The 20,199-nt window shown below is 68.3% G+C and carries 19 protein-coding genes; 13 read left to right on the plus strand and 6 right to left on the minus strand.

Features of this window, described 5'->3' with window-relative positions:
- Nucleotides 1-15: 15 nt before the first annotated feature.
- Nucleotides 16-1,005: a Bug family tripartite tricarboxylate transporter substrate binding protein gene (locus tag AC1RLW_RS17795; RefSeq protein ID WP_493194248.1), complete on the plus strand. Its 990-nt coding sequence runs from the start codon at nt 16-18 to the stop codon at nt 1,003-1,005.
- A gap of 20 nt (nt 1,006-1,025) precedes the next feature.
- The gene (locus AC1RLW_RS17800; RefSeq protein ID WP_493194250.1) at nt 1,026-1,472 is read left to right on the plus strand and encodes an acyl-CoA thioesterase; all 447 of its coding nucleotides are present in this window, start codon (nt 1,026-1,028) and stop codon (nt 1,470-1,472) included.
- Nucleotides 1,473-1,490: 18 nt separating this feature from the next.
- Here the strand turns inward: AC1RLW_RS17800 and AC1RLW_RS17805 are convergent, their stop codons facing one another.
- Nucleotides 1,491-1,967 (minus strand): low molecular weight protein-tyrosine-phosphatase, encoded by a 477-nt coding sequence (locus AC1RLW_RS17805; protein WP_493194252.1) that lies wholly within the window; start codon nt 1,965-1,967, stop codon nt 1,491-1,493.
- A 199-nt stretch (nt 1,968-2,166) separates the two neighbouring features.
- Between AC1RLW_RS17805 and AC1RLW_RS17810 the strand changes: the two genes are divergently transcribed.
- From AC1RLW_RS17810 to AC1RLW_RS17830, 5 genes are all read left to right on the plus strand, one after another.
- Nucleotides 2,167-2,445 carry a hypothetical protein gene (locus tag AC1RLW_RS17810; protein WP_235926727.1) on the plus strand — a complete coding sequence of 93 codons (279 nt, stop codon included), beginning with the start codon at nt 2,167-2,169 and terminating at the stop codon, nt 2,443-2,445.
- Nucleotides 2,446-2,734: 289 nt separating this feature from the next.
- On the plus strand, nt 2,735-2,950 hold the full coding sequence (locus AC1RLW_RS17815; protein WP_493194254.1) for a hypothetical protein: 216 nt from the start codon (nt 2,735-2,737) through the stop codon (nt 2,948-2,950).
- A gap of 219 nt (nt 2,951-3,169) precedes the next feature.
- Complete coding sequence (locus AC1RLW_RS17820; RefSeq protein ID WP_493194255.1) at nt 3,170-3,913, plus strand: PA4824 family protein; 744 nt, start codon at nt 3,170-3,172, stop codon at nt 3,911-3,913.
- 23 nt (nt 3,914-3,936) lie between these two features.
- Nucleotides 3,937-6,702 (plus strand): magnesium-translocating P-type ATPase, encoded by a 2,766-nt coding sequence (mgtA, locus tag AC1RLW_RS17825; protein WP_493194256.1) that lies wholly within the window; start codon nt 3,937-3,939, stop codon nt 6,700-6,702.
- 88 nt (nt 6,703-6,790) lie between these two features.
- Nucleotides 6,791-7,507 (plus strand): MgtC/SapB family protein, encoded by a 717-nt coding sequence (locus AC1RLW_RS17830; RefSeq protein ID WP_062480849.1) that lies wholly within the window; start codon nt 6,791-6,793, stop codon nt 7,505-7,507.
- Here AC1RLW_RS17830 and AC1RLW_RS17835 read toward each other — a convergent pair whose 3' ends face one another.
- The 4 genes from AC1RLW_RS17835 to xdhC form a co-directional block, all read right to left on the minus strand.
- Complete coding sequence (locus AC1RLW_RS17835) at nt 7,508-8,950, minus strand: NAD-dependent succinate-semialdehyde dehydrogenase (protein ID WP_062480847.1); 1,443 nt, start codon at nt 8,948-8,950, stop codon at nt 7,508-7,510.
- Nucleotides 8,951-9,125: 175 nt separating this feature from the next.
- Nucleotides 9,126-10,466, minus strand: coding sequence for a glycerate kinase type-2 family protein (locus tag AC1RLW_RS17840; protein WP_493194258.1), 1,341 nt, complete (start codon nt 10,464-10,466; stop codon nt 9,126-9,128).
- A 69-nt stretch (nt 10,467-10,535) separates the two neighbouring features.
- Nucleotides 10,536-11,747, minus strand: coding sequence for a urate hydroxylase PuuD (locus tag AC1RLW_RS17845; RefSeq protein WP_159274485.1), 1,212 nt, complete (start codon nt 11,745-11,747; stop codon nt 10,536-10,538).
- Nucleotides 11,748-11,963: 216 nt separating this feature from the next.
- Nucleotides 11,964-12,770: a xanthine dehydrogenase accessory protein XdhC gene (gene xdhC / locus AC1RLW_RS17850; RefSeq protein WP_493194260.1), complete on the minus strand. Its 807-nt coding sequence runs from the start codon at nt 12,768-12,770 to the stop codon at nt 11,964-11,966.
- A gap of 53 nt (nt 12,771-12,823) precedes the next feature.
- Between xdhC and AC1RLW_RS17855 the strand changes: the two genes are divergently transcribed.
- Nucleotides 12,824-13,327, plus strand: a complete 504-nt coding sequence (locus AC1RLW_RS17855; protein ID WP_062480839.1) for a hypothetical protein — start codon at nt 12,824-12,826, stop codon at nt 13,325-13,327.
- Nucleotides 13,328-13,329: 2 nt separating this feature from the next.
- Here AC1RLW_RS17855 and uraH read toward each other — a convergent pair whose 3' ends face one another.
- Entirely contained in the window at nt 13,330-13,680 is a 351-nt protein-coding gene (gene uraH, locus AC1RLW_RS17860; protein ID WP_070061690.1) for a hydroxyisourate hydrolase, read from the minus strand.
- 94 nt (nt 13,681-13,774) lie between these two features.
- Between uraH and AC1RLW_RS17865 the strand changes: the two genes are divergently transcribed.
- The 5 genes from AC1RLW_RS17865 (at nt 13,775) to AC1RLW_RS17885 (ending at nt 20,198) form a co-directional block, all read left to right on the plus strand.
- The gene (locus AC1RLW_RS17865) at nt 13,775-14,449 is read left to right on the plus strand and encodes a GntR family transcriptional regulator (RefSeq protein WP_056574067.1); all 675 of its coding nucleotides are present in this window, start codon (nt 13,775-13,777) and stop codon (nt 14,447-14,449) included.
- Nucleotides 14,450-14,457: 8 nt separating this feature from the next.
- Nucleotides 14,458-15,420: an allantoinase PuuE gene (puuE, locus tag AC1RLW_RS17870; RefSeq protein ID WP_062480836.1), complete on the plus strand. Its 963-nt coding sequence runs from the start codon at nt 14,458-14,460 to the stop codon at nt 15,418-15,420.
- Nucleotides 15,417-17,204: a 2-oxo-4-hydroxy-4-carboxy-5-ureidoimidazoline decarboxylase gene (uraD, locus tag AC1RLW_RS17875; RefSeq protein ID WP_159277981.1), complete on the plus strand. Its 1,788-nt coding sequence runs from the start codon at nt 15,417-15,419 to the stop codon at nt 17,202-17,204. The genes puuE and uraD overlap by 4 nt, the downstream gene beginning before the upstream one ends.
- Before the next feature lie 23 nt (nt 17,205-17,227).
- Nucleotides 17,228-18,454, plus strand: coding sequence for a M20 family metallopeptidase (locus AC1RLW_RS17880; RefSeq protein ID WP_493194263.1), 1,227 nt, complete (start codon nt 17,228-17,230; stop codon nt 18,452-18,454).
- 250 nt (nt 18,455-18,704) lie between these two features.
- On the plus strand, nt 18,705-20,198 hold the full coding sequence (locus AC1RLW_RS17885; RefSeq protein ID WP_095946738.1) for an NCS1 family nucleobase:cation symporter-1: 1,494 nt from the start codon (nt 18,705-18,707) through the stop codon (nt 20,196-20,198).
- Nucleotide 20,199: the final 1 nt, after the last annotated feature.

Raw genomic sequence — 20,199 nt, forward strand, 5'->3', positions numbered from 1 at the left:
AGGAGACAAAGAACCATGAACCCATCCACCCCCGCTTCATCGCGCCGCCTGCTGCTGGCGCTCGCGTTGGCCAGCACCGCCTTGTGCGCGTCCGCCGTGCATGCCGACACCTGGCCCTCCAAGCCCATCAAGGTGATCGTCAACTTCCCGGCCGGCGGCGCGGCCGACCAGCTCGCGCGCGCCGTCTCGCAGCCGCTGCAGGAAGCGCTGAAGCAGCCCGTGGTGATCGAGAACCGCGGCGGTGCCAACGGCAACGTCGGCGGCGAGGCCGTGGCGCGCGCGGCGGCCGACGGTTACACGCTGCTCATGAGCTCGGGCGGCATGGTGTCGGTGAACCCGCACCTGTATGCACGCATGAGCTTCGACCCCGCGAAGGACCTGGTGCCCGTGGCCGCCGCCGCGCGCGTGCTGGTGTTCCTGGTCACGCGCCCTTCCCTGCCGCCGACCGACGTGAAGTCGTTCATGGCCTACCTCAAGGCCAACCCCGGCAAGCTGTCGTACGGCTCGCCGGGCAACGGCAGCTCGCCGCACCTGGCAGGCGAAATGTTCAAGAGCCAGGCCGGCCTGTTCGCGCTGCACGTGCCCTACCGCGGCGCGGCGCCCGCCTTGCAGGACCTGCTGGCCGGCCAGATCGACTACGCCTTCGACCCCGGCATTGCCCTGAACCAGGTGCGCGCCGGCAAGCTCAAGCTGCTGGCCGTGGGCAGCCCGCACCGCTCGTCGCAGTTCCCCGACGTGCCCACGCTCGACGAGGCCGGCCTGCGCGGCTTCGACGCCGACACGGTGTTCGGCTTCTACGCACCGGCCGGCACGCCGCCCGAGGTGGTGGCGCAGCTCAACACGCAGGTCAACCGCGCGCTCGCGCTGCCGGCGGTGAAGGAGCGCATCGCGGCCATCGGCGGCGAGCCGGCGCCGGGCACGCCGGCCGACTTCCAGCGCCGCGCGGCAGCCGATTCGCAACGCTTCGGCGCGCTCATCCGCGAGCGCGGCATCAAGGCCGACTGAGCAGCCGGGACAATCGACGGATGAGCAGCACTCCATCTCCCCAAGACGCTTCCGGCAAGGAAGTCGTCTACACCGCACGCGTCGAGTTCGGCGACTGCGACCCGGCCGGCATCGTCTGGTTTCCCAACTTCTTCCGCTGGATCGACGCGGCCTCGCGCCACTTCTTCGCCGAGTGCGGCGTGCCGCGCTGGGAAGAAACGGCCCAGACCCTCGGCGTGATCGGCACGCCGCTGGTCGACACGCACACGCGCTTCGTCAAGGCAGCCAGCTACGGCGACACGCTGCAGATCGCGGTGCGCATCACCGAATGGCGCGACAAGAGCTTCGTGCAGACCTACCGCGTGACGCGCGGCGACGACCTGATCCTCGAATGCGAAGAGGTGCGGATCTTTGCCGCGAAGCGCGAAGGCGGCGGCATCCGCGCGGTGCCGATTCCGCCGACGATCCGCGCGCTCTGCACGGGCTGAACCCCAAAGCCTGCCCGTTCAGGCCGCGTCGCGACGCAGCTGCGTGAGCAGGCCTTCCACGCCGAGGTCAATCAGGTCGAAGGCCTCGATGAAGGCCTGGTGGCCGCCGTACCACGGGTCGGGCACGTCGCCGCCGATGGCCTCGGCAAACTCCGAGAGCAGGCGCACCTTGCGCGCCGCCTCGGCGGGCGCACGCCGGCGCAATGCGGCGCAGTGCTGCTGCGTCATGCCGATGAGCCAGTCGAAGCGCTCGAAGTCGGCCGCATGCACCTGGCGTGCGCGGTGCGCGGGCATCGCGATGCCGCGCCGCAGTGCCTCGGCCACCGAGCGTGGATCGGGCGGATTGCCGCGCTCCTCGTCGGAGATGGCGGCGCTGTCGACCTCCACCGCGAAGCCTGCGCGCTGCGCCTTGTGGAGCAGCAATGCGTGCGCGGTCGGCGAGCGGCAGATGTTGCCGGTGCACACGAACAGGATGGCGGGGGTGCTTGGTTTCATGCGCGTCGACTATAGGCACAGAGGGCAGGCATTCGGCATAGGCCGCCCTACCCCTGGCATCCCCCGGTCGGGGGATGCCACGAGGGAGCGAGGGCGAATCGCACCCCCTCTCCAATGGACAGCTCCCATATCTTCGGTATCGCCTGACACAACTCCTTGCGCTTCACTACGGCCCATGGTCAGTGCAAAGGAGGTCACGATGCCCCGACCCAGTCTTCACAGCGCGAGCATCACGCTGAAACTTCCCTTCGACATGAGTGCCGCGCAAGAGGTCGAGGCCCTGCGCGCCGCGGGCATTCCGGTGGACGACCTGGGCAATGCCATCTCGGGCTTCCTGTTCGTGCGCTTCAGCAACGGCTGGCGCAGCGACTCGAACATCTTCCGCTGGTTTCCGGCCCCTATCGAACGCAGCGCGAACGAGGCCCGGCTCCACGCCACGCAGCCCCGACGCAGCCTGTTGCTTCATGCCAAGGGTTGACGCTGCCAATGATGCGGTGCAACAATCCGGAAATCATCATTTCGGAGCCCCGTGCGTGGACAGTGCCAGTTGGATCAGTGACAAGACGCGTGCCTCGGCAGGCGTGACACCCCCGGCCCTCTAGCGCAGGCAGCTCCCGCGCTGGCGGCCGCCGTGTCCGCAGCGCGAACCCCTTGCCCCTCGGGCAAGCGGCTCCCCCTACCGATTCCCGTTGTTCTTCGTCGCTGACTTTGTCAGTCAGCTTGCGTGCGTCCGTGCGCGAGGCCCTTCAGCGTGAAGGAGCCTTGTCATGCGCCAGTTTCAAATTCGTCCGCTGCATCCGCAGGTGCGACCGTCGCACGGTCGTCCGTCGGCGCACGCCGGTGCGCCCGCGCGCGTGAACCCGGCCCCGCACGTCGACGACGAGCAGGCCCTGGACCGCGCCGCCGCGCTGTGGACCACGCGCCGCATCCGCAGCTTCTTCCTGCTGCTCGACCCACCCGGCCACGGCACCACGCGCCGCTGAAGCCCGCCCCTGCCACCCCCACAGAACAGGAGGCCCTCATGGACCCGGACCCTTGCTTGCGCCGCTGTGCGCCGCCTTCACTGCCCGATCGATCCCCCATTCACCTCGCAGCCTGCCGCGCTGCGGAGGAGCCCCGCCGGCTGACTGCTGAGTAATTAAGCAAGTCGTCACGGGCGTTTCCTTCCTTCGCGGCGCGCCGCACCCGAAGGAGAAACGCCCATGACCCGCGAACGCCTGCGGCGTGTCGTGCGGACGGCCACGGCCGCCCGTTCCACCGCCCGCCCCTTGGCCCCCCGCCGCCCCGCGCCAAGCCGCGCCTGGCTGGCCACCCTTTGCGGCCTGGCCGCCACGCAGACCCACGCCGCCGGCGGACACCACTCGGTGGACGACGCCGCCATCCTCGATCCGGGCCAGTGCCAGATCGAAACCTGGGCCGGCCAGCGCCTCGTGCACCTCGGCCCGGCCTGCCGTGTCGGCCCCATCGAGCTGGGCCTGAACCTCGAACGCGAGCGCGGCGCCGATGGCCGCACCGTGCGCGCCGGCCCGCAGATCAAGTGGGCCTTCGCGCTCACCGACACGCTGAGCACCGGCGTGCTCGCCTCGGCCACGTGGCAACGCAGCGATGCCGGCCACGCCTCGCTGCGCCTTACCGACAGCAGCGTGGTGATCCCCGTCACCTGGCAGTTCGACGACGCCTGGCGCGCCCACCTGAACCTGGGCCGCGACTTCCATCGCGCGCAGCCGAGCACCAGCCACTCGGGCGCGGCGCTCGAATGGGCCGCCCTGCCCGCGCTGTCGCTCGTGGCCGAGCGCTTCCGCGAAGGCGGGCGCAACGCCTGGCGCGCCGGCCTGCGCTGGACGGCCACCCCGTCGGTCAACGTCGACCTCAGCCACGCACGCGACCTGCGCCACGACGGCCCGCGCGGCTGGACGCTGGGCCTCACCTGGGCGTTCGCTCGCTGAGCGCCCTCACACAGGAGAAAAACATGAAGAACGTCCTGAAGTCCTTTTTCGAAAGCTTCCTGCGCAGCCGCCATATGCGGCATCACTTCGAGCGCTGGCAGACGCTGCTGAGCGCCAAGCCCAGCAGCCTGGGCTCGGCCGCGATGCCGGCCGAGATCGCCAAGGCGCTGGCCGCCGCCTCGCACACCGACGCGGGCGAGGTGCTGGTGCGCATGAACAGCTCGTCGCAAGGCCTCACCGAAGCGCACGCGCTGGCGCTGCGCAAGCGGCTGGGCAGCAACGAGGTGCGCCACGAGCAGCCGCTGCCGTGGTGGAACCACCTGTGGCAGTGCTACCGCAACCCCTTCAACCTGCTGCTGACGGTGCTGGCGCTGGTCTCGTACGTCACCGAGGACACGAAGGCCACGGTGGTGATCGGCAGCATGGTGCTGCTGTCGACCGTGCTGCGCTTCCTGCAGGAGTCGCGCTCCAACAAGGCCGCCGACCGGCTCAAGGCGATGGTCAGCAACACCTCGACGGTGCTGCGCCCCGCGCCCGGCGAGAAGGCCGGCCGCGCGGGTGACGACGGCTTCGACCTCGCGCACGCCGGCACGCAACGCATCGAAGTGCCGATGCGCGACCTCGTGCCCGGCGACGTGATCGCGCTGTCGGCCGGCGACATGATCCCGGCCGACGCGCGCCTGCTCTCGGCGAAAGACCTGTTCATCAGCCAGTCGGCACTCACCGGCGAATCGATGCCGGTGGAGAAGTTCGCAGCCACCGCCGCCGACCACCAGGCCGGCGTGCTGGAGCGCGACAACCTGCTGTTCATGGGCACCAACGTGATCAGCGGCACCGCCACGGCCGTGATCGTGCACACGGGCGAACGCACCTTCTTCGGCGCGCTGGCGCAACGCGTGAGCTCGACCGACCGCGGCACCACCGCCTTCCAGGCCGGCATCAACCGCGTGAGCTGGCTGCTGATCCGCTTCATGCTGGTGATGGCGCCGTTGGTGCTGGTGATCAACGGCGTGACCAAGGGCGACTGGTGGGAGGCCGCGCTGTTCGCGCTGTCGATCGCGGTCGGCCTCACGCCCGAGATGCTGCCGATGATCGTGACGGCCACGCTGGCCAAGGGCGCGGTCGTGATGTCGCGCCGCAAGGTGATCGTGAAGCGGCTCGAGGCCATTCACAACTTCGGCGCGATGGACGTGCTGTGCACCGACAAGACCGGCACGCTCACGCAGGACCGCATCGTGCTCGAACGCCACACCAACGCCTGGGGCGAAGACTCCGACCACGTGCTGCAGCAGGCCTACCTCAACAGCTTTCACCAGACGGGGCTGAAGAACCTGCTCGACAAGGCCGTGCTCAGCCACGCCGAGGTGCAGCTCGACACGCAGCTGCAGACAAGCTGGCGCAAGGTCGACGAGGTGCCCTTCGACTTCTCGCGCCGTCGCATGTCGGTGGTGGTGGCGCACGGCGAGGACGAGCACCTGCTGATCTGCAAGGGCGCGCTCGAAGAGATCCTGTCGGTGTGCACCTCGGTCGAGCGAGGTGCCGAGGTGCTCGCACTCGACGCCGACGTGATGGCGCGCATCCACCGCGTGGCCTCGGAGCTCAATGCCCAGGGCCTGCGCGTGGTGGCCGTGGCCAGCCGCACGCTGCACGCCGACGCGCGCAAGCCGGCCTACGGCGTGGCCGACGAAGCCGGGCTCACGCTGCTGGGCTACGTGGCCTTTCTCGATCCGCCGAAGGAATCGACCGCGCCCGCGCTGCAGGCGCTGGCCGCGCACGGCGTGGCGGTGAAGGTGCTGACCGGCGACAACGAACTGGTCACGCGCAAGGTCTGCGGCGACGTCGGCATCGACGCCGGGCGCATGGTGCTGGGCCACGAGGTCGAGCGCATGAACGAGGCCGAGCTGCGGCAGGTGGTGGAAATGCGCCAGGTGTTCGCCAAGCTCACGCCCGCGCACAAGGAACGCATCGTGCAGGCGCTGCATGCCAACGGCCACGTGGTCGGCTTCATGGGCGACGGCATCAACGACGCGCCCGCGCTGCGCGCCGCCGACATCGGCATCTCGGTGGACGGTGCGGTGGACGTGGCCAAGGAATCGGCCGACATCATCCTGCTGGAGAAGAGCCTGATGGTGCTGGAGCAAGGCGTGGTCGAGGGCCGCCGCACCTTCGCCAACATGCTCAAGTACATCAAGATCACGGCCAGCTCGAACTTCGGCAACGTGTTCTCGGTGCTGGTGGCCAGTGCGTTCCTGCCCTTTTTGCCGATGCTGCCGCTGCACCTGCTGGTGCAGAACCTGCTGTACGACGTGTCGCAGATCGCGATCCCGTTCGACAACGTGGACGAGGAGTTCCTGAAGACGCCGCAGCGCTGGAACCCGGCCGACCTGGGCCGCTTCATGGTGTTCTTCGGGCCGCTGAGCTCGGTGTTCGACATCCTGACCTACACCGTGATGTGGTTCGTGTTCGCGGCCAACTCGGTGGAGCACCAGACGCTGTTCCAGTCGGGCTGGTTCATCGAGGGCCTGCTGTCGCAGACGCTGATCGTGCACCTGATCCGCACCCGCAAGATTCCGTTCCTGCAAAGCCGCGCGGCCTGGCCACTGCTGGCGATGGGCGCGGCCATTGCTGCGGTCGGCATCTGGCTGCCGATGGGACCGCTGGCGCACTACTTCAAGCTGCAGGCGCTGCCGCTCGCGTACTTCCCGTGGCTGGTGCTGATGCTCGTCGGCTACGCCACGCTGACGCAGGCCGTGAAGGGCTGGTACGCGCGCAAGTACGGCTGGCAGTAAGACAAGAACCACCCGGCGGACGCAGGGTCGCGGCTGTCACACAAGGCCGCTACCCTGCTTCGCACACAGAGGATCAGGAGGATCACGCATGGAAGCCATTCGCCACATCAACCTGCCTTCGCTGCTGGACACCCTGGTCAGCGTGGGCGCAGCCTTTCTGCTGGGCTCGCTGATCGGCTTCGAGCGCCAGGTGCGCCAGCGCACCGCGGGGCTGCGCACCAACACGCTGGTGGCCGTGGGCGCCGCCGTGTTCGTCGACATGGCGGCCCGCCTGGGCGGCCCCGACGGCGCGGTGCGCGTGGTCGCCTACGTGGTCTCGGGCATCGGCTTTCTGGGTGCCGGCGCGATCATGAAGGAAGGCGCCAACATCACGGGCCTGAACACGGCCGCCACGCTGTGGGGATCGGCCGCGGTGGGCGCCTGCGCGGGCGCCGATCTGCTGGGCGAAGCATTGATCGCCGCGCTCTTCGTGCTGGCGAGCAACACGCTGCTGCGGCCGGTGGTGAACCGCATCAACCGCCGCCCGGTGCACGAGGAATCGAGCGAGGCCACCTACACGGTGCGCGTGATCTGCTCACGCGCGGCGCGGCCCGAGGTGATGGACCAGCTGCTGGTGCAGCTGGAAGCCGCGAACTACCCGGTGCGCGACATCGACCAGCACGCCTTCGGGCAGGCCGACACGGAGATTGCAGCAACGCTGTATGCCACCGCGGTCGAGCCCGAAGAGCTCGACCAGGTGATCGCGGAGCTGGAAACGCTGGAAGGCGTCCAGCAGGCGTTCTGGAACGCCTCCGCCGAAGATTAGTTAGACGCCGAGGATCGACACCGCCTTGGTGTTCAGGTAGGCCTCGATTGCCTCCGGGCCACCTTCCGAACCGTAGCCCGAATCCTTCACGCCGCCGAACGGCATTTCCGGCGAAGGCGTGGCGGGCTGGTTGATCCACAGCATGCCGAGCTCGAGCTTCTGGCTCAGCAGGTGCGCGCTCTTGATCGACTTGGTGAAGGCATAGCCGGCCAGGCCGAACGGCAGGCGGTTGGCTTCGGTGATGGCTTCTTCGAGCGTGTCGAAACCGCGGATGGCGGCGATGGGGCCGAAGGGTTCGTTGTTGAACACGTCGGCGTCCAGCGGCACGTCGGTGATGACGGTGGGCGCGAAGAAGTTGCCGGTGTCGCCGACACGTTCGCCGCCGGTCGCGACCGTGGCGCCCTTCTTGCGCGCGTCTTCCAGCACATGGGCCATGGCCGTGAGGCGGCGGGCGTTGGCCAGCGGGCCGAGGTTGGTGCCTTCGACCAGGCCATCGCCCATCTTCAGGCCTTCGGCGTGCTTGACCAGCAGGCTCGCGAACTCATGGCGCAGGCTGTTGTGCACCAGGAACCGGGTCGGCGAGATGCAGACCTGGCCCGCGTTGCGGAACTTGGCGGCACCGGCGGCCTTGACGGCCAGCGCCACGTCGGCGTCTTCGGCCACGATCACCGGGGCGTGACCGCCCAGTTCCATCGTGACGCGCTTCATGTGCGAACCGGCCAGTGCGGCCAGCTGCTTGCCCACCGGGGTCGAGCCGGTGAAGGTGACCTTGCGGATGATCGGATGCGCGATGAGGTAGCTCGAGATCTCGCCCGGGTTGCCGAACACCAGGCCCACCACGCCGCCCGGAATGCCGGCGTCGACGAAAGCCTTGAGCAGCGCGGCCGGCGAGGCCGGGGTTTCCTCGGGCGCCTTCACCAGGAAGGAGCAGCCGGTGGCCAGCGCGGCGCCGAGCTTGCGCACGATCTGGTTGACGGGGAAGTTCCACGGCGTGAAGGCCGCGACGGGGCCGACCGGCTCCTTGATGACCAGCTGCTGCGCGGCCAGGTTGCGCGAGGGCACGATGCGGCCGTACACGCGGCGGCCTTCGTCGGCGAACCACTCGATGATGTCGGCGGCGGCCATCATTTCGACCTTGGCCTCGCCCAGCGGCTTGCCTTGTTCCTGCGTCAGCAGCTTGGCGATGTCCAGGGCGCGTTCGCGGATCAGGCCGGCGGCGCGACGCATCACGGCGGCGCGCTCGTTGGCGGGCGTGTCGCGCCAGGCTTCGAAGCCGCGCTGGGCGGCGGCCAGGGCACGGTCGAGGTCGACGATGCTGGCGTGCGCCACCTTGCCGATGGCCTTGCCGGTGGCGGGGTTCAGCACGTCGAGCGTCTTGCCGTCGGCGGCGTCGACCCATTGGCCGTCGATCAGCAGGCGGGTGTCGGTGTAGGTGGCGGTCATGGCGAACTCTTTCCTTCGAGGACTGGATGGTGAAAACGAAACGGGAAATCGGGCGCGCGGCGCGGCACCCCGTGGGGGTGCGCATGCGACAACGGCGGCCAAGTGCCGCCGGGGCCGTAGATTAACCTGAGTTCACAAAGCTTGCCGGCGGCCCCCGCCAGGGGCCGGGGCGCGCCTACAGCACGAGGATCGCGCGGAAGTCGTTGACGTTGGTGTTCGTCGGACCGGTCACGAACAGGTCGCCGATGGCGTCGAAATAGCCGTAGGCGTCGTTGCGGTCGAGGTGGTCGGACAGCTTCTTGCCCTGCGCCGTGGCGCGCACCAGGGTGTCGGGCGTGACGAAGGCGCCGGCGTTGTCTTCCACGCCGTCGATGCCGTCGGTGTCGGCGGCCAGCGCCCACACCTGCGGCTGGCCCATGAGCGCGCCGGCCAGGCCCAGGCAGAACTCGCCGGCCCGTCCGCCGCGGCCCTTGGCCTGGCCGGGCTGGCGCGGGCGGATGGTGACGGTGGTTTCGCCGCCCGACAGGATGACGCAGGGCCGGGCGAAGGGTTCGCCGCGCAGGGCCACGGCGCGGGCGAGCGCCGCGTGCACCTTGCCCACTTCGCGCGATTCGCCTTCCATTTCGTCGCTCAGCACGTGCACGCCAATGCCGGCGGCGCGCGCGGCCGCAGCGGCGGCTTCGAGCGACTGCTGCGGCGTGGCGATGAGGTGGGTGCTGTGGCCGGCAAACACGGCGTCCTCGGGCTTGGGGGTTTCGAGCGCGCCGCTTTCGAGCTGCGCACGCACGGGCGCCGGCACCTCGATGCCGTAGCGGTCGAGGATGGCCAGCGCGTCGGCGCAGGTGGTGGCGTCGGGCACGGTGGGGCCGCTGGCGATCACGGCCGGGTCGTCGCCGGGCACGTCGCTGATGGTGAGCGTGACCACGCGCGCCGGCGCGCAGGCCGCCGCGAGCCGGCCGCCCTTGATGCGCGACAGGTGCTTGCGCACGCAGTTCATCTCGCCGATGTGGGCACCGCTGTCGAGCAGCTGCTTGTTGATGCGCTGCTTGTCGGCCAGCGTGAGGCCCTCGGCCGGCAGCACCAGCAGCGACGAGCCGCCGCCGGAGATGAGGCACAGCACGAGGTCGTCGGCCGTGAGGCCTTGCGTGAGCGCCAGGATGCGCTCGGCCGCCTGCTGGCCGGCCGCGTCGGGCACGGGGTGCGCGGCCTCGACGAGCTCGATGCGCTGCGGCACGCCTTCGGGGCGCGGCGGAATGTGGTCATAGCGCGTGACGACCAGGCCCGACAACGGGGCGTCGGCCGGCCACAGCGCCTCGAGCGCCTGCACCATCGAGCCGCCGGCCTTGCCGGCGCCCAGCACCACGGTGCGGCCCTTGGGCGGCTGGGGCAGGTGGGCGCCCAGCGTGGACAGCGGCAGTGCGCGGTCCACCGCCACGCGGTACAGGTGTTCGAGGAAGGCGCGCGGGGCTTCGCGCGGATCGGGAGCTGTTGCTGAGGGCGAGGTCGATGCGGTCATGGCTTGCGTGTTGTCTCCATTCGGCGATTGTGCGACGACCGGTGGCCCGCCCTCGCAGGCCACGGTCTTCTAGTTCGTCTTGGCGCCGGCCTGGAACCAGCGGCTGATGAGCGCCCGCTCTTCGTCGGTGATGTTGGTCGCGTTGTTCATCGGCATGATCTTGGTCACCACGACCTGCTGGTAGATCGCCTGGGCATGCGCCGTCACCTGGTCGGGCGTGTCGACGCGCACGTTCTTCATCTGCACGGCCGCGCCGTGGCACATGAAGCAGCGCTGCTCCAGCACCTTCTGCACGTCCTGGTAGGCCACGGCGGGCGCGGCCTGGGCGGCGGTGGCCGCCACGGGTGCGGCCGGCTCGGGCTTCATCCACACGATGGTGAGGCCCAGCACCGCGATGCCGACCATGGCGTAGGGCAGCGGGTTGCCCGCGTTGCCCAGCTTGAAGCGGTGGCGCACCACGAAGAACTGCCGGATGGCCGCGCCGCCGAGCATGATCAGCAGCAGCACGATCCAGTTGTACTTGTGCGTGTAGGTGAAGCTGTAGTGGTTGCTCAGCATCGCGAACAGCACCGGCAGCGTGAAGTAGGTGTTGTGCACGCTGCGCTGCTTGCCGCGCTGGCCGTGCACGGGGTCGACCGGCCGGCCTTCGCGCAGCGCCTTCACGTTCTTGCGCTGGCCCGGGATGATCCAGAAGAACACGTTGCCGCTCATGGTGGTGGCCATCATGGCGCCCACCAGCAGGAAGGCCGCGCGGCCCGCGAACCACTGGCAGGCCAGCCAGGTCGCGAAGGCGATGAAGACCGCGATCAGCACGCCGACGATGGTGTCGCCGTGCTTGCGGCGCCCGAAGATCTGGCAGATGCCGTCGTAGACCATCCAGAACACGACGAAGAAGGCCAGCGCCACGGCAATGGCGGCGCCGGGCTGCCAGTCCATCTTGCTCTTGTCGATGAGGTACGTGCTCGCGTTCCACAGGTACGACATCGTGAAGAGCGCAAAGCCCGTGAGCCACGTCGAGTAGCTCTCCCAGTACGACCAGTGCAGATGGTCAGGCAGCTTCTTGGGCGCCAGCGCGTACTTCTGGCTGTTGTAGAAGCCGCCGCCGTGCACGGCCCATTGCTCGCCGCCTACGCCCTTGTCGAGCGATTCCTGGTCCTGCGGCTTCTCGAGGCTGTTGTCCAGCATCACGAAGTAGAAGGAGGCGCCGATCCAGGCGATGGCGGTGATGACGTGGACCCAGCGCAGCAGCAGGTTGGCCCAGTCGAGGTAGTAGCTTTCCATATAGCGCTCTCTCAACCCTGTTGGCGCGTGGGGGCGCCAAGGAGGGGTTTCAGCCTGCTCACCACCGCGGGCGCTGTAAGCAGAGAAAGTGCCGCGAACGCAGGTCCGTTGAAAAGGACCTCGCTCCGCTGCGGCTTGTTGTGGACCGAAAGTGTATACAGTTTTGGCACGAGGCGGGATGCTATTTGCGGCGTCGCCGCCAAGGGAAAACCCTGTTCAGCCCAGCGATTGCAACAACTGTGCCGCCACGGCGACCGCGATCACCTCGGGTTCCTTGCCCGTGATGCCGGGCACGCCGATCGGGCAGGTGACGCGCGCCAGCTCGTCGGCCGTGAAGCCGCGCGCCTCCAGCCGGTGGCGGAAGGTGGCCCACTTGGTCTTGCTGCCGATGAGGCCGATGTAGGGCAGGTCGTTGCGCGCGCGCAGGCGCTTCAGGCAGGCGATGACGATGTCCAGGTCTTCGGCGTGGCTGAAGCTCATGATCAGCACGCGGCTGCCGGGCGCGAGCGCGGCCACCGCATCCTGCACGGGCTCGGAGTGCTCGGTGTCGATCTGTGCGGGCAGTGCGTCGGGGAACACGCCGTCGCGGCTGTCGATCCAGCGCACCGAGAACGGCAGCACGGCCAGCAGGCGCGCCAGCGCGGCGCCCACATGGCCGCCGCCGAACAGCGCCACGGGCTCGAGCTGCGCGACCAGTTCCTTTTGCAGCGCGGGCGCGTCGGCCGCGCCGATGCGCCGGTAGGTGAGGAACATCACGCCGCCGCAGCACTGCCCCAGGCTCGGGCCCAGCGGGTAGCGCTGCACGCCCTCGAGGCGGCGGGTGCCGGCCAGGATTTCGCGCGCTTCCTGCGTGGCCTGGAACTCGAGCTGCCCGCCGCCGATGGTGGCCGTGAGGCCGTCGGCCCAGACGGCCATCCAGGTGCCGGCCTCGCGCGGGGCCGAGCCCTGCGTCGATTCGACGCGCACCAGCACGGCGTCTTCATGGCGAAGACGCATCAGCAATTGATCGACCGCACCGTTCATGCCCGAAACCTTCGGTTGCCGAGGCAGCAACAACTCACGGTATAACCCCGGCGATGATGACGAACCGCCAGCTTACGCCGCGCCGCCTCGCCTGGGCCGCCACTGTTCTTTCCGCCTTGTGGCTCGCCGGCTGCGGCTCGACGGGCTCGGTGCCCGGCCAGCTGAGCGGTGCCAGCAGCGCACAGGGCAGCGGGCCCGCGCCGCGTGCCTCCAGCGCGACCACCGCGCGCGAGTACCGCCGCGACGCCGCACGCCACATCTACAACGCCAACGCCTCGCGCATCTACAAGGGCCAGATGCCGCCCCTGCTGTACGCGGTCGGCACGCTGCAGGTGAACCTGGACACTGGCGGCAAGGTGGTCTCGATGCACTGGCTGCGCGCGCCCAAGCACGCGCCCGAGGTGATCGCCGAGATCGAGCGCGCCGTGCTGCAGGCCGCGCCCTTCCCGCCCGCCCAGCGCCTGGGCGCGGTCACGTGGACCGACACCTGGCTGTGGGACAAGAGCGGGCGCTTCCAGCTCGACACCCTGACAGAGGGACAGCAACAAGGGGACTGACCTCAGGAGCCCCGATAGGTGGAGTAGCTCCACGGGCTCACGAGCAAGGGCACGTGGTAGTGCTGGTCGGTGTGCGCCACGCCGAAGTCCAGCGCCACCTTGTTCAGGAAGTTCGGCTCCGGCAGCGTCACGCCGCGGGCCTTGAAGTAACCCGCCACATCAAACACCAAGCGGTAGGTGCCGACCTTGATCGAGTTGTTGTCGTAGAGCGGGCCGTCGCTGCGGCCGTCCGAATTCAGCGTGAAGCGCTTCACCAGCGTCGCGGCGTCGCCGTCGGTGGTGTACAGCGCCACCTCCATGCCGGCCGCGGGGCCGCCGTGCATCGTGTCCAGTACGTGAGTGCTCAAGCCCATGGGGCCTCCTTCAAAGGGTGTCGGATCGGTGAGATCGGGGTGCGGGAAATTCCAGTGGACAAAAGTGTATACAGTTACCGGCTTTGGGTCTATCATGAAAAACATGGAGTCCTCCACCACCCGTTCGATCGTCGATGCCCTCACGAAGGCCATCGTCGAGCACCGCCTTCAGCCCGGCACCAAGCTCGCCGAGCAGAAGCTGGCCGACCACTTCGGCGTGTCGCGCACCTTGGTGCGCCAGGCGCTGTTCCAACTCTCGCAGAACAAGCTGATCCGGCTCGAGCCGGCGCGCGGCGCCTTCGTGGCCGCACCCGCCGTCGACGAGGCCAAGCAGGTGTTCGCCGTGCGCCGCATGCTCGAGGCCGAGATGACCCGCGCCTTCGTGCGCAGCGTCACGCCCGCCAAGATCAAGGCGCTCAAGGAGCACGTGGCGCTCGAGAAATCGGCCGTCGGCGGCGAAGACGTGTCGGGCCGCACCGAACTGCTGGGCGACTTCCACGTGCGCATGGCCGAGCTCATGGGCAACCAGGTGCTGGCGCAAATCTTGGGCGAGCTGATCTCGCGCTGCGCCCTCATCACGCTCATGTACCAGAGCACCAGCGCGGCCGAGCACTCCAACGACGAGCACGCCGACATCGTGAAGGCGCTGGCCGCGCGCGACGAAGAACTCGCCGTGCGCCTCATGACCGAGCACCTGGAACACGTCGAGGCCAACCTCACCTTCGACCGCAAGGTTCCCACCAACGACATATCCCTCGCGCTGTCCTGATCCACACCATGACCGTCTACGACACCACCCTGCCCTACCCGCGCGACCTGATCGGCTACGGCCGCAACCCGCCCCACGCCCGCTGGCCCGGCGGCGCGCGCGTGGCGGTGCAGTTCGTCCTCAACTACGAAGAAGGCGGCGAGAACGCCACGCTGCACGGCGACGCGGGCTCCGAGCAGTTCCTTTCCGAGATGTTCAACCCGGCGAGCTTCCCCGACCGGCACATCAGCATGGAAGGCATCTACGAGTACGGCTCGCGCGCCGGCGTGTGGCGCATCCTGCGCGAGTTCGAAAAGCGCGGCCTGCCGCTCACCGTCTTCGGCGTGGGCATGGCGCTGCAGCGCTACCCCGAGCTCACGGCCGCCTTCAAGGAACTGGGCCACGAGATCGCCTGCCACGGCTGGCGCTGGATCCACTACCAGAACCTCGATGAAGCCACCGAGCGCGAGCACATGCGCCTGGGCATGGAAGCGATCGAAAAGCTCACCGGCGAGCGCGCCCTCGGCTGGTACACCGGCCGCGACAGCCCGCGCACGCGCCGCCTCGTGGCCGACTACGGCGGCTTCGAATACGACAGCGACTACTACGGCGACGACCTGCCGTTCTGGATGAAGGTGCAGAAGACCGACGGCAGCGTCGTGCCCCAGCTCATCGTGCCCTACACGCTCGACTGCAACGACATGCGCTTTGCGCTGCCGCAGGGCTACTCGCACGCCGACCCGTTCTTCCAGTACATGAAGGACACCTTCGACGCGCTGTACGCCGAAGGCGACCCGAACGGCGACGACAGCCCCAAGATGATGAGCATCGGCATGCACTGTCGCCTGCTCGGCCGCCCCGGCCGCATCACGGCGCTGCAGCGCTTTCTCGATCACATCGCCACGCACGACAAGGTCTGGGTCTGCCGCCGCGTCGACATCGCACGCCACTGGAAGCAGGCACATCCTTTCGAAGCCGGAGCCGCATCATGAGCACCCCTCTCCTCACCCTTGCCCAACTCAACGCCGCGGGGCCGGCCGCTGCCGTCGCCATGCTCGACGGCGTGTACGAACACTCGCCCTGGATCGCGCAGCGCGCGCTGGTGCAGCGCCCCTTCCGCTCGCTCGCGCATCTCAAGCACGCGCTGGTGCAGGCGCTGGCCGCGTCGTCGGCCGACGAGCAGATCGGCCTGATCCGCGCCCACCCCGAGCTCGCCGGCAAGGCCATGGTCAGCAAGACGCTCACCGCCGAGTCGACCAACGAGCAGAACAAGGCCGGCCTGACCGACTGCACGCCCGAAGAGTTCGCGCAGATCCAGAAGCTCAACGCCGACTACAACGCGAAGTTCGGCTTCCCGTTCATCCTGGCCGTGCGCGGCCCGCGCGGCACGGGCCTTGCCAAGCGCGAGATCATCGAGACCTTTGCGCGCCGGCTGCACAACCACCCGAGCTTCGAACTTGGCGAGGCGCTGCGCAACATCCACCGCATCGCCGAGATCCGCCTGAACGACAAGTTCGGCGCCGACATCACGCTCGGCAACGACGTGTGGGACTGGCAGGAACAGCTGTCGGTGCACACCGACCCCGGCTATGCCGAGAAGGGCCAGCTCACCGTCACCTACCTGACCGACGCGCACCGCGCCTGCGCCGCGAACATCTCGGGCTGGATGCGCGACTGCGGCTTCGACTCCGTGCACATCGATGCCGTGGGCAACGTGGTCGGCCGCTACGAAGGCGCCACGCCCGACGCCAAGACCCTGCTCACCGGCTCGCACTACGACACCGTGCGCAACGGCGGCAAGTACGACGGCCGCCTGGGCATCTTCGTGCCCATGGCCTGCGTGCGCGAACTCAAGCGCCAGAACCGCCGCCTGCCCTTCGCCTTCGAAGTCGTCGGCTTCGCCGAAGAAGAAGGCCAGCGCTACAAGGCCACCTTCCTCGGCTCGGGCGCGCTCATCGGCCACTTCGACCCGCGCTGGCTCGACCAGAAGGATGCCGACGGCATCACCATGCGCGAGGCCATGCAGCACGCCGGCCTGAAGGAAGAAGACATTCCGAAGATCCAGCGCGACCCGGCGCGCTACCTCGGCTTCGTCGAGGTGCACATCGAACAGGGCCCTGTGCTCACCGAGCTCGACCTGCCGCTGGGCATCGTCACCTCCATCAACGGCAGCGTGCGCTACGTGGGCGAAGTCATCGGCATGGCCAGCCACGCCGGCACCACGCCCATGGACCGCCGCCGCGACGCCGCCGCGGCCGTGGCCGAACTCATTCTCTACACCGAGCAGCGCGCCGCCAAAGACGGCGACTCGGTCGGCACCGTGGGCATGCTCGAAGTGCCCAGCGGCTCGATCAATGTCGTGCCCGGCCGCTGCAAGTTCAGCCTCGACCTGCGCGCGCCCAACAACGCGCAGCGCGACGCACTGGCCAACGACGTGGTCGCCGCGCTGAAGGACATCTGCGAACGCCGCGGCGTGCGCTACGAGCTCGAGGAAACCATGCGCGCCGCCGCCGCGCCGAGCGCACCGGCCTGGCAGCAGCGCTGGGAACAGGCCGTCGACGCACTGGGCATTCCGCTCTTTCGCATGCCCAGCGGCGCCGGCCACGACGCCATGAAGCTGCACGAAGTGATGCCGCAGGCCATGCTCTTCGTACGCGGCATCAACTCGGGCATCAGCCACAACCCGCTTGAGTCGAGCACCAACGACGACATTCAATTGGCCGTGCAGGCCTTCCAGCTCCTGCTGGACAACCTCGCCACCGAACAAGCCCACTGACCGCCCCCACAAGAACAACCACCATGACCGACTACGCCAAACTCGACGCCTGGATCGACGCCCACTTCGACGAGGAAGTGCAATTCCTGCAGCAACTGGTGCAGGTGCCCACCGACACCCCGCCCGGCAACAACGCGCCGCACGCCGAGCGCACCGCCGAGCTGCTGAAAGACTTCGGCCTCGACGCCGAGAAGCACGCCGTGCCCGCGCAAGAGGTGAAGGACTACGGCCTCGAATCGATCACCAACCTGATCGTGCGCCGCAAGTACGGCAACGGTGGTCGCACCGTGGCGCTCAACGCCCATGGCGACGTGGTGCCGCCCGGCGAAGGCTGGACGCACGACCCGTACGGCGGCGAGATCGAGGGCGGCAGCCTGTACGGCCGCGCCGCCGCCGTCAGCAAGAGCGACTTCGCCAGCTTCACCTTCGCGCTGCGCGCGCTCGAGGCCGTGGCCAAGCCCACCCAGGGCAGCATCGAGCTGCACTTCACCTACGACGAAGAGTTCGGCGGCATCCTCGGCCCGGGCTGGCTGCTCGAGAAGGGCCTGACCAAGCCCGACCTGATGATCGCGGCCGGCTTCAGCTACGAAGTGGTCACCGCGCACAACGGCTGCCTGCAGATGGAAGTGACCGTGCACGGCAAGATGGCCCACGCCGCCGTGCCCACCACCGGCATCGACGCGCTGCAGGGCGCCACCAAGATCCTGAACGCGCTGTACGCGCAGAACACGCTCTACCAGAAGGTCACGTCGAAGGTCGAGGGCATCACGCACCCGTACCTGAACGTGGGCCGCATCGAGGGTGGCACCAACACCAACGTCGTGCCCGGCAAGGTCGTGTTCAAGCTCGACCGCCGCATGATCCCCGAAGAGAACCCGGTCGAGGTCGAAGCCAACATCCGCCAGGTGATCGCCGATGCCGCCGCCGAAAGCGCGGGCATCACGGTCGAGATCAAGCGCATGCTGCTCGCCAACTCGATGAAGCCGCTGGCCGGCAACAAGCCGCTGGTCGACGCGATCCAGAAGCACGGCGGCGAGCTGTTCGGCGAACCCATCAAGGCCATGGGCACGCCGCTGTACACCGACGTGCGCCTGTACGTCGAAGCCGGCATTCCCGGCGTGATCTACGGCGCCGGCCCGCGCACCGTGCTCGAGTCGCACGCCAAGCGCAGCGACGAGCGCGTGGTGCTCGAAGACCTGCGTCGCGCGACCAAGGTGGTGGCGCGCACGCTGAGCGACCTGCTGGCCTGAACGCGCAGAAGGCGGCGGCTAAGTAAGCCGCGTGCCCTCATCCCCCGGCCCCTCCAAGGCGCCATGTCCCTCCCGGGGCATGGCGCTTTTTCTTTGCCCCGGCTCGTCCGCATCAGGGAATCTACGGATATATGATTCCTCGCATGGTCTTGATTGGGTTCAATTTTTGTATACAAATAACGCACCCATAAAGACGGCGCGAAATTTGCGTCAAAAAGTCCCTCATCCCAACCAAGTACGAGGAAAGACCATGAGCACAGTCGCCAGCCATGCCCCCGCGGGGGCCAGCGAAGCCGGCATCGCGCCGCACGCGGAATCGAACGCCCTCATCAAGCCGGGCTACGACCCGCGCCTGACCAACGAGGACCTCGCCCCGCTCAAGAAGCAGACCTGGGGGCAATACAACATCTTTGCGTTCTGGATGTCCGACGTGCACAGCGTGGGCGGCTACATCACGGCCGGCAGCCTGTTCGCGCTGGGCCTGTCGAGCTGGCAGGTGCTGGTGGCACTGCTGGTGGGCATCGTGATCGTGCAGGTCTTCTGCAACCTGGTGGCCAAGCCCAGCCAGGTGACGGGCGTGCCCTACCCCGTGGTGTGCCGCGCCTCGTTCGGGGTGCTGGGCGCCAACATCCCGGCCATCATCCGCGGGCTGATCGCGGTGGCCTGGTACGGGGTGCAGACCTACCTGGCCTCCGCCGCCTTCATGGTGCTGGCGCTGCACATGGCGCCGGGCCTGGCGCCGTATGCCGACGTGGCGCAGTACGGCTTCGTCGGCCTCTCGGCCCTGGGCTGGGTGGCGTTCATGGTCATGTGGGTGCTGCAGGCCTTCGTGTTCTGGCACGGCATGGAAGCGATCCGCAAGTTCATCGACTGGGCCGGCCCGGCGGTGTACGTGGTGATGGCGGTGCTGTGCGGCTGGCTGGTGTGGAAGGCCGGCTGGAGCAACATCGACCTGAACCTGGGCGGCATCAAGTTCCAGGGCTGGGACGCGCTGCCGGTGATGCTCTCGGCCATCGCGCTGGTGGTGAGCTACTTCAGCGGCCCGATGCTCAACTTCGGCGACTTCTCGCGCTACGGCAAGAGCTTCGACGCGGTGAAGAAGGGCAACTTCTGGGGTCTGCCCATCAACTTCGTTTTCTTCTCGCTGCTCACCGTGATCACCACGGCGGCCACGTTGCCCGTTTTTGGTGAACTGATCACCGACCCGGTGCACACCGTGGGCAAGATCGACAGCACCACGGCCGTGGTGCTGGGCGCGCTGACCTTCATGATCGCCACCATCGGCATCAACATCGTGGCCAATTTCGTGTCGCCGGCCTTCGACTTCTCGAACGTGGCGCCGCAGCACATCAGCTGGCGCACGGGCGGCATGATCGCCGCGGTGGGCTCGGTGTTTCTCACGCCCTGGAACCTTTACAACAGCCCCGAAGTCATCCACTACACGCTCGATGTGCTGGGCTCGTTCATCGGCCCGCTGTTCGGCATCCTGATTGCCGACTACTACATCGTGCGCAAGCAGCAGATCGACGTCGACGCGCTCTACACCATGAGCAAGCAAGGCAAGTACTGGTACAGCGGCGGCTACAACCCGAAGGCGATCCAGGCGCTGGTGCCCTCGGCCCTCGTGCCCATCCTGTGCGTGATGGTGCCGACGCTGCGCGGCGCCGCCAACTATGCGTGGTTCATCGGCATGGGTCTGGGCTTTGTCCTGTACGTGCTGCTGAACCGCAACAACAAGACCTGAA

It is taken from the genome of Variovorax sp. GW822-FHT04A09 (genome assembly GCF_058801005.1).

Bases quoted from the DNA above. Each gene is read 5' to 3' on its own strand.
- AC1RLW_RS17845 (WP_159274485.1), bottom strand. From the start codon at position 11,747: ATGGAAAGCTACTACCTCGACTGGGCCAACCTGCTGCTGCGCTGGGTC.
- AC1RLW_RS17830 (WP_062480849.1), top strand. From the start codon at position 6,791: ATGGAAGCCATTCGCCACATCAACCTGCCTTCGCTGCTGGACACCCTG.
- AC1RLW_RS17865 (WP_056574067.1), top strand. From the start codon at position 13,775: ATGAAAAACATGGAGTCCTCCACCACCCGTTCGATCGTCGATGCCCTC.
- AC1RLW_RS17880 (WP_493194263.1), top strand. From the start codon at position 17,228: ATGACCGACTACGCCAAACTCGACGCCTGGATCGACGCCCACTTCGAC.
- AC1RLW_RS17810 (WP_235926727.1), top strand. From the start codon at position 2,167: ATGCCCCGACCCAGTCTTCACAGCGCGAGCATCACGCTGAAACTTCCC.
- AC1RLW_RS17820 (WP_493194255.1), top strand. From the start codon at position 3,170: ATGACCCGCGAACGCCTGCGGCGTGTCGTGCGGACGGCCACGGCCGCC.
- AC1RLW_RS17840 (WP_493194258.1), bottom strand. From the start codon at position 10,466: ATGACCGCATCGACCTCGCCCTCAGCAACAGCTCCCGATCCGCGCGAA.
- AC1RLW_RS17855 (WP_062480839.1), top strand. From the start codon at position 12,824: ATGATGACGAACCGCCAGCTTACGCCGCGCCGCCTCGCCTGGGCCGCC.
- uraH (WP_070061690.1), bottom strand. From the start codon at position 13,680: ATGGGCTTGAGCACTCACGTACTGGACACGATGCACGGCGGCCCCGCG.
- uraD (WP_159277981.1), top strand. From the start codon at position 15,417: ATGAGCACCCCTCTCCTCACCCTTGCCCAACTCAACGCCGCGGGGCCG.
- xdhC (WP_493194260.1), bottom strand. From the start codon at position 12,770: ATGAACGGTGCGGTCGATCAATTGCTGATGCGTCTTCGCCATGAAGAC.
- AC1RLW_RS17795 (WP_493194248.1), top strand. From the start codon at position 16: ATGAACCCATCCACCCCCGCTTCATCGCGCCGCCTGCTGCTGGCGCTC.
- mgtA (WP_493194256.1), top strand. From the start codon at position 3,937: ATGAAGAACGTCCTGAAGTCCTTTTTCGAAAGCTTCCTGCGCAGCCGC.
- AC1RLW_RS17800 (WP_493194250.1), top strand. From the start codon at position 1,026: ATGAGCAGCACTCCATCTCCCCAAGACGCTTCCGGCAAGGAAGTCGTC.
- puuE (WP_062480836.1), top strand. From the start codon at position 14,458: ATGACCGTCTACGACACCACCCTGCCCTACCCGCGCGACCTGATCGGC.
- AC1RLW_RS17815 (WP_493194254.1), top strand. From the start codon at position 2,735: ATGCGCCAGTTTCAAATTCGTCCGCTGCATCCGCAGGTGCGACCGTCG.
- AC1RLW_RS17835 (WP_062480847.1), bottom strand. From the start codon at position 8,950: ATGACCGCCACCTACACCGACACCCGCCTGCTGATCGACGGCCAATGG.
- AC1RLW_RS17805 (WP_493194252.1), bottom strand. From the start codon at position 1,967: ATGAAACCAAGCACCCCCGCCATCCTGTTCGTGTGCACCGGCAACATC.
- AC1RLW_RS17885 (WP_095946738.1), top strand. From the start codon at position 18,705: ATGAGCACAGTCGCCAGCCATGCCCCCGCGGGGGCCAGCGAAGCCGGC.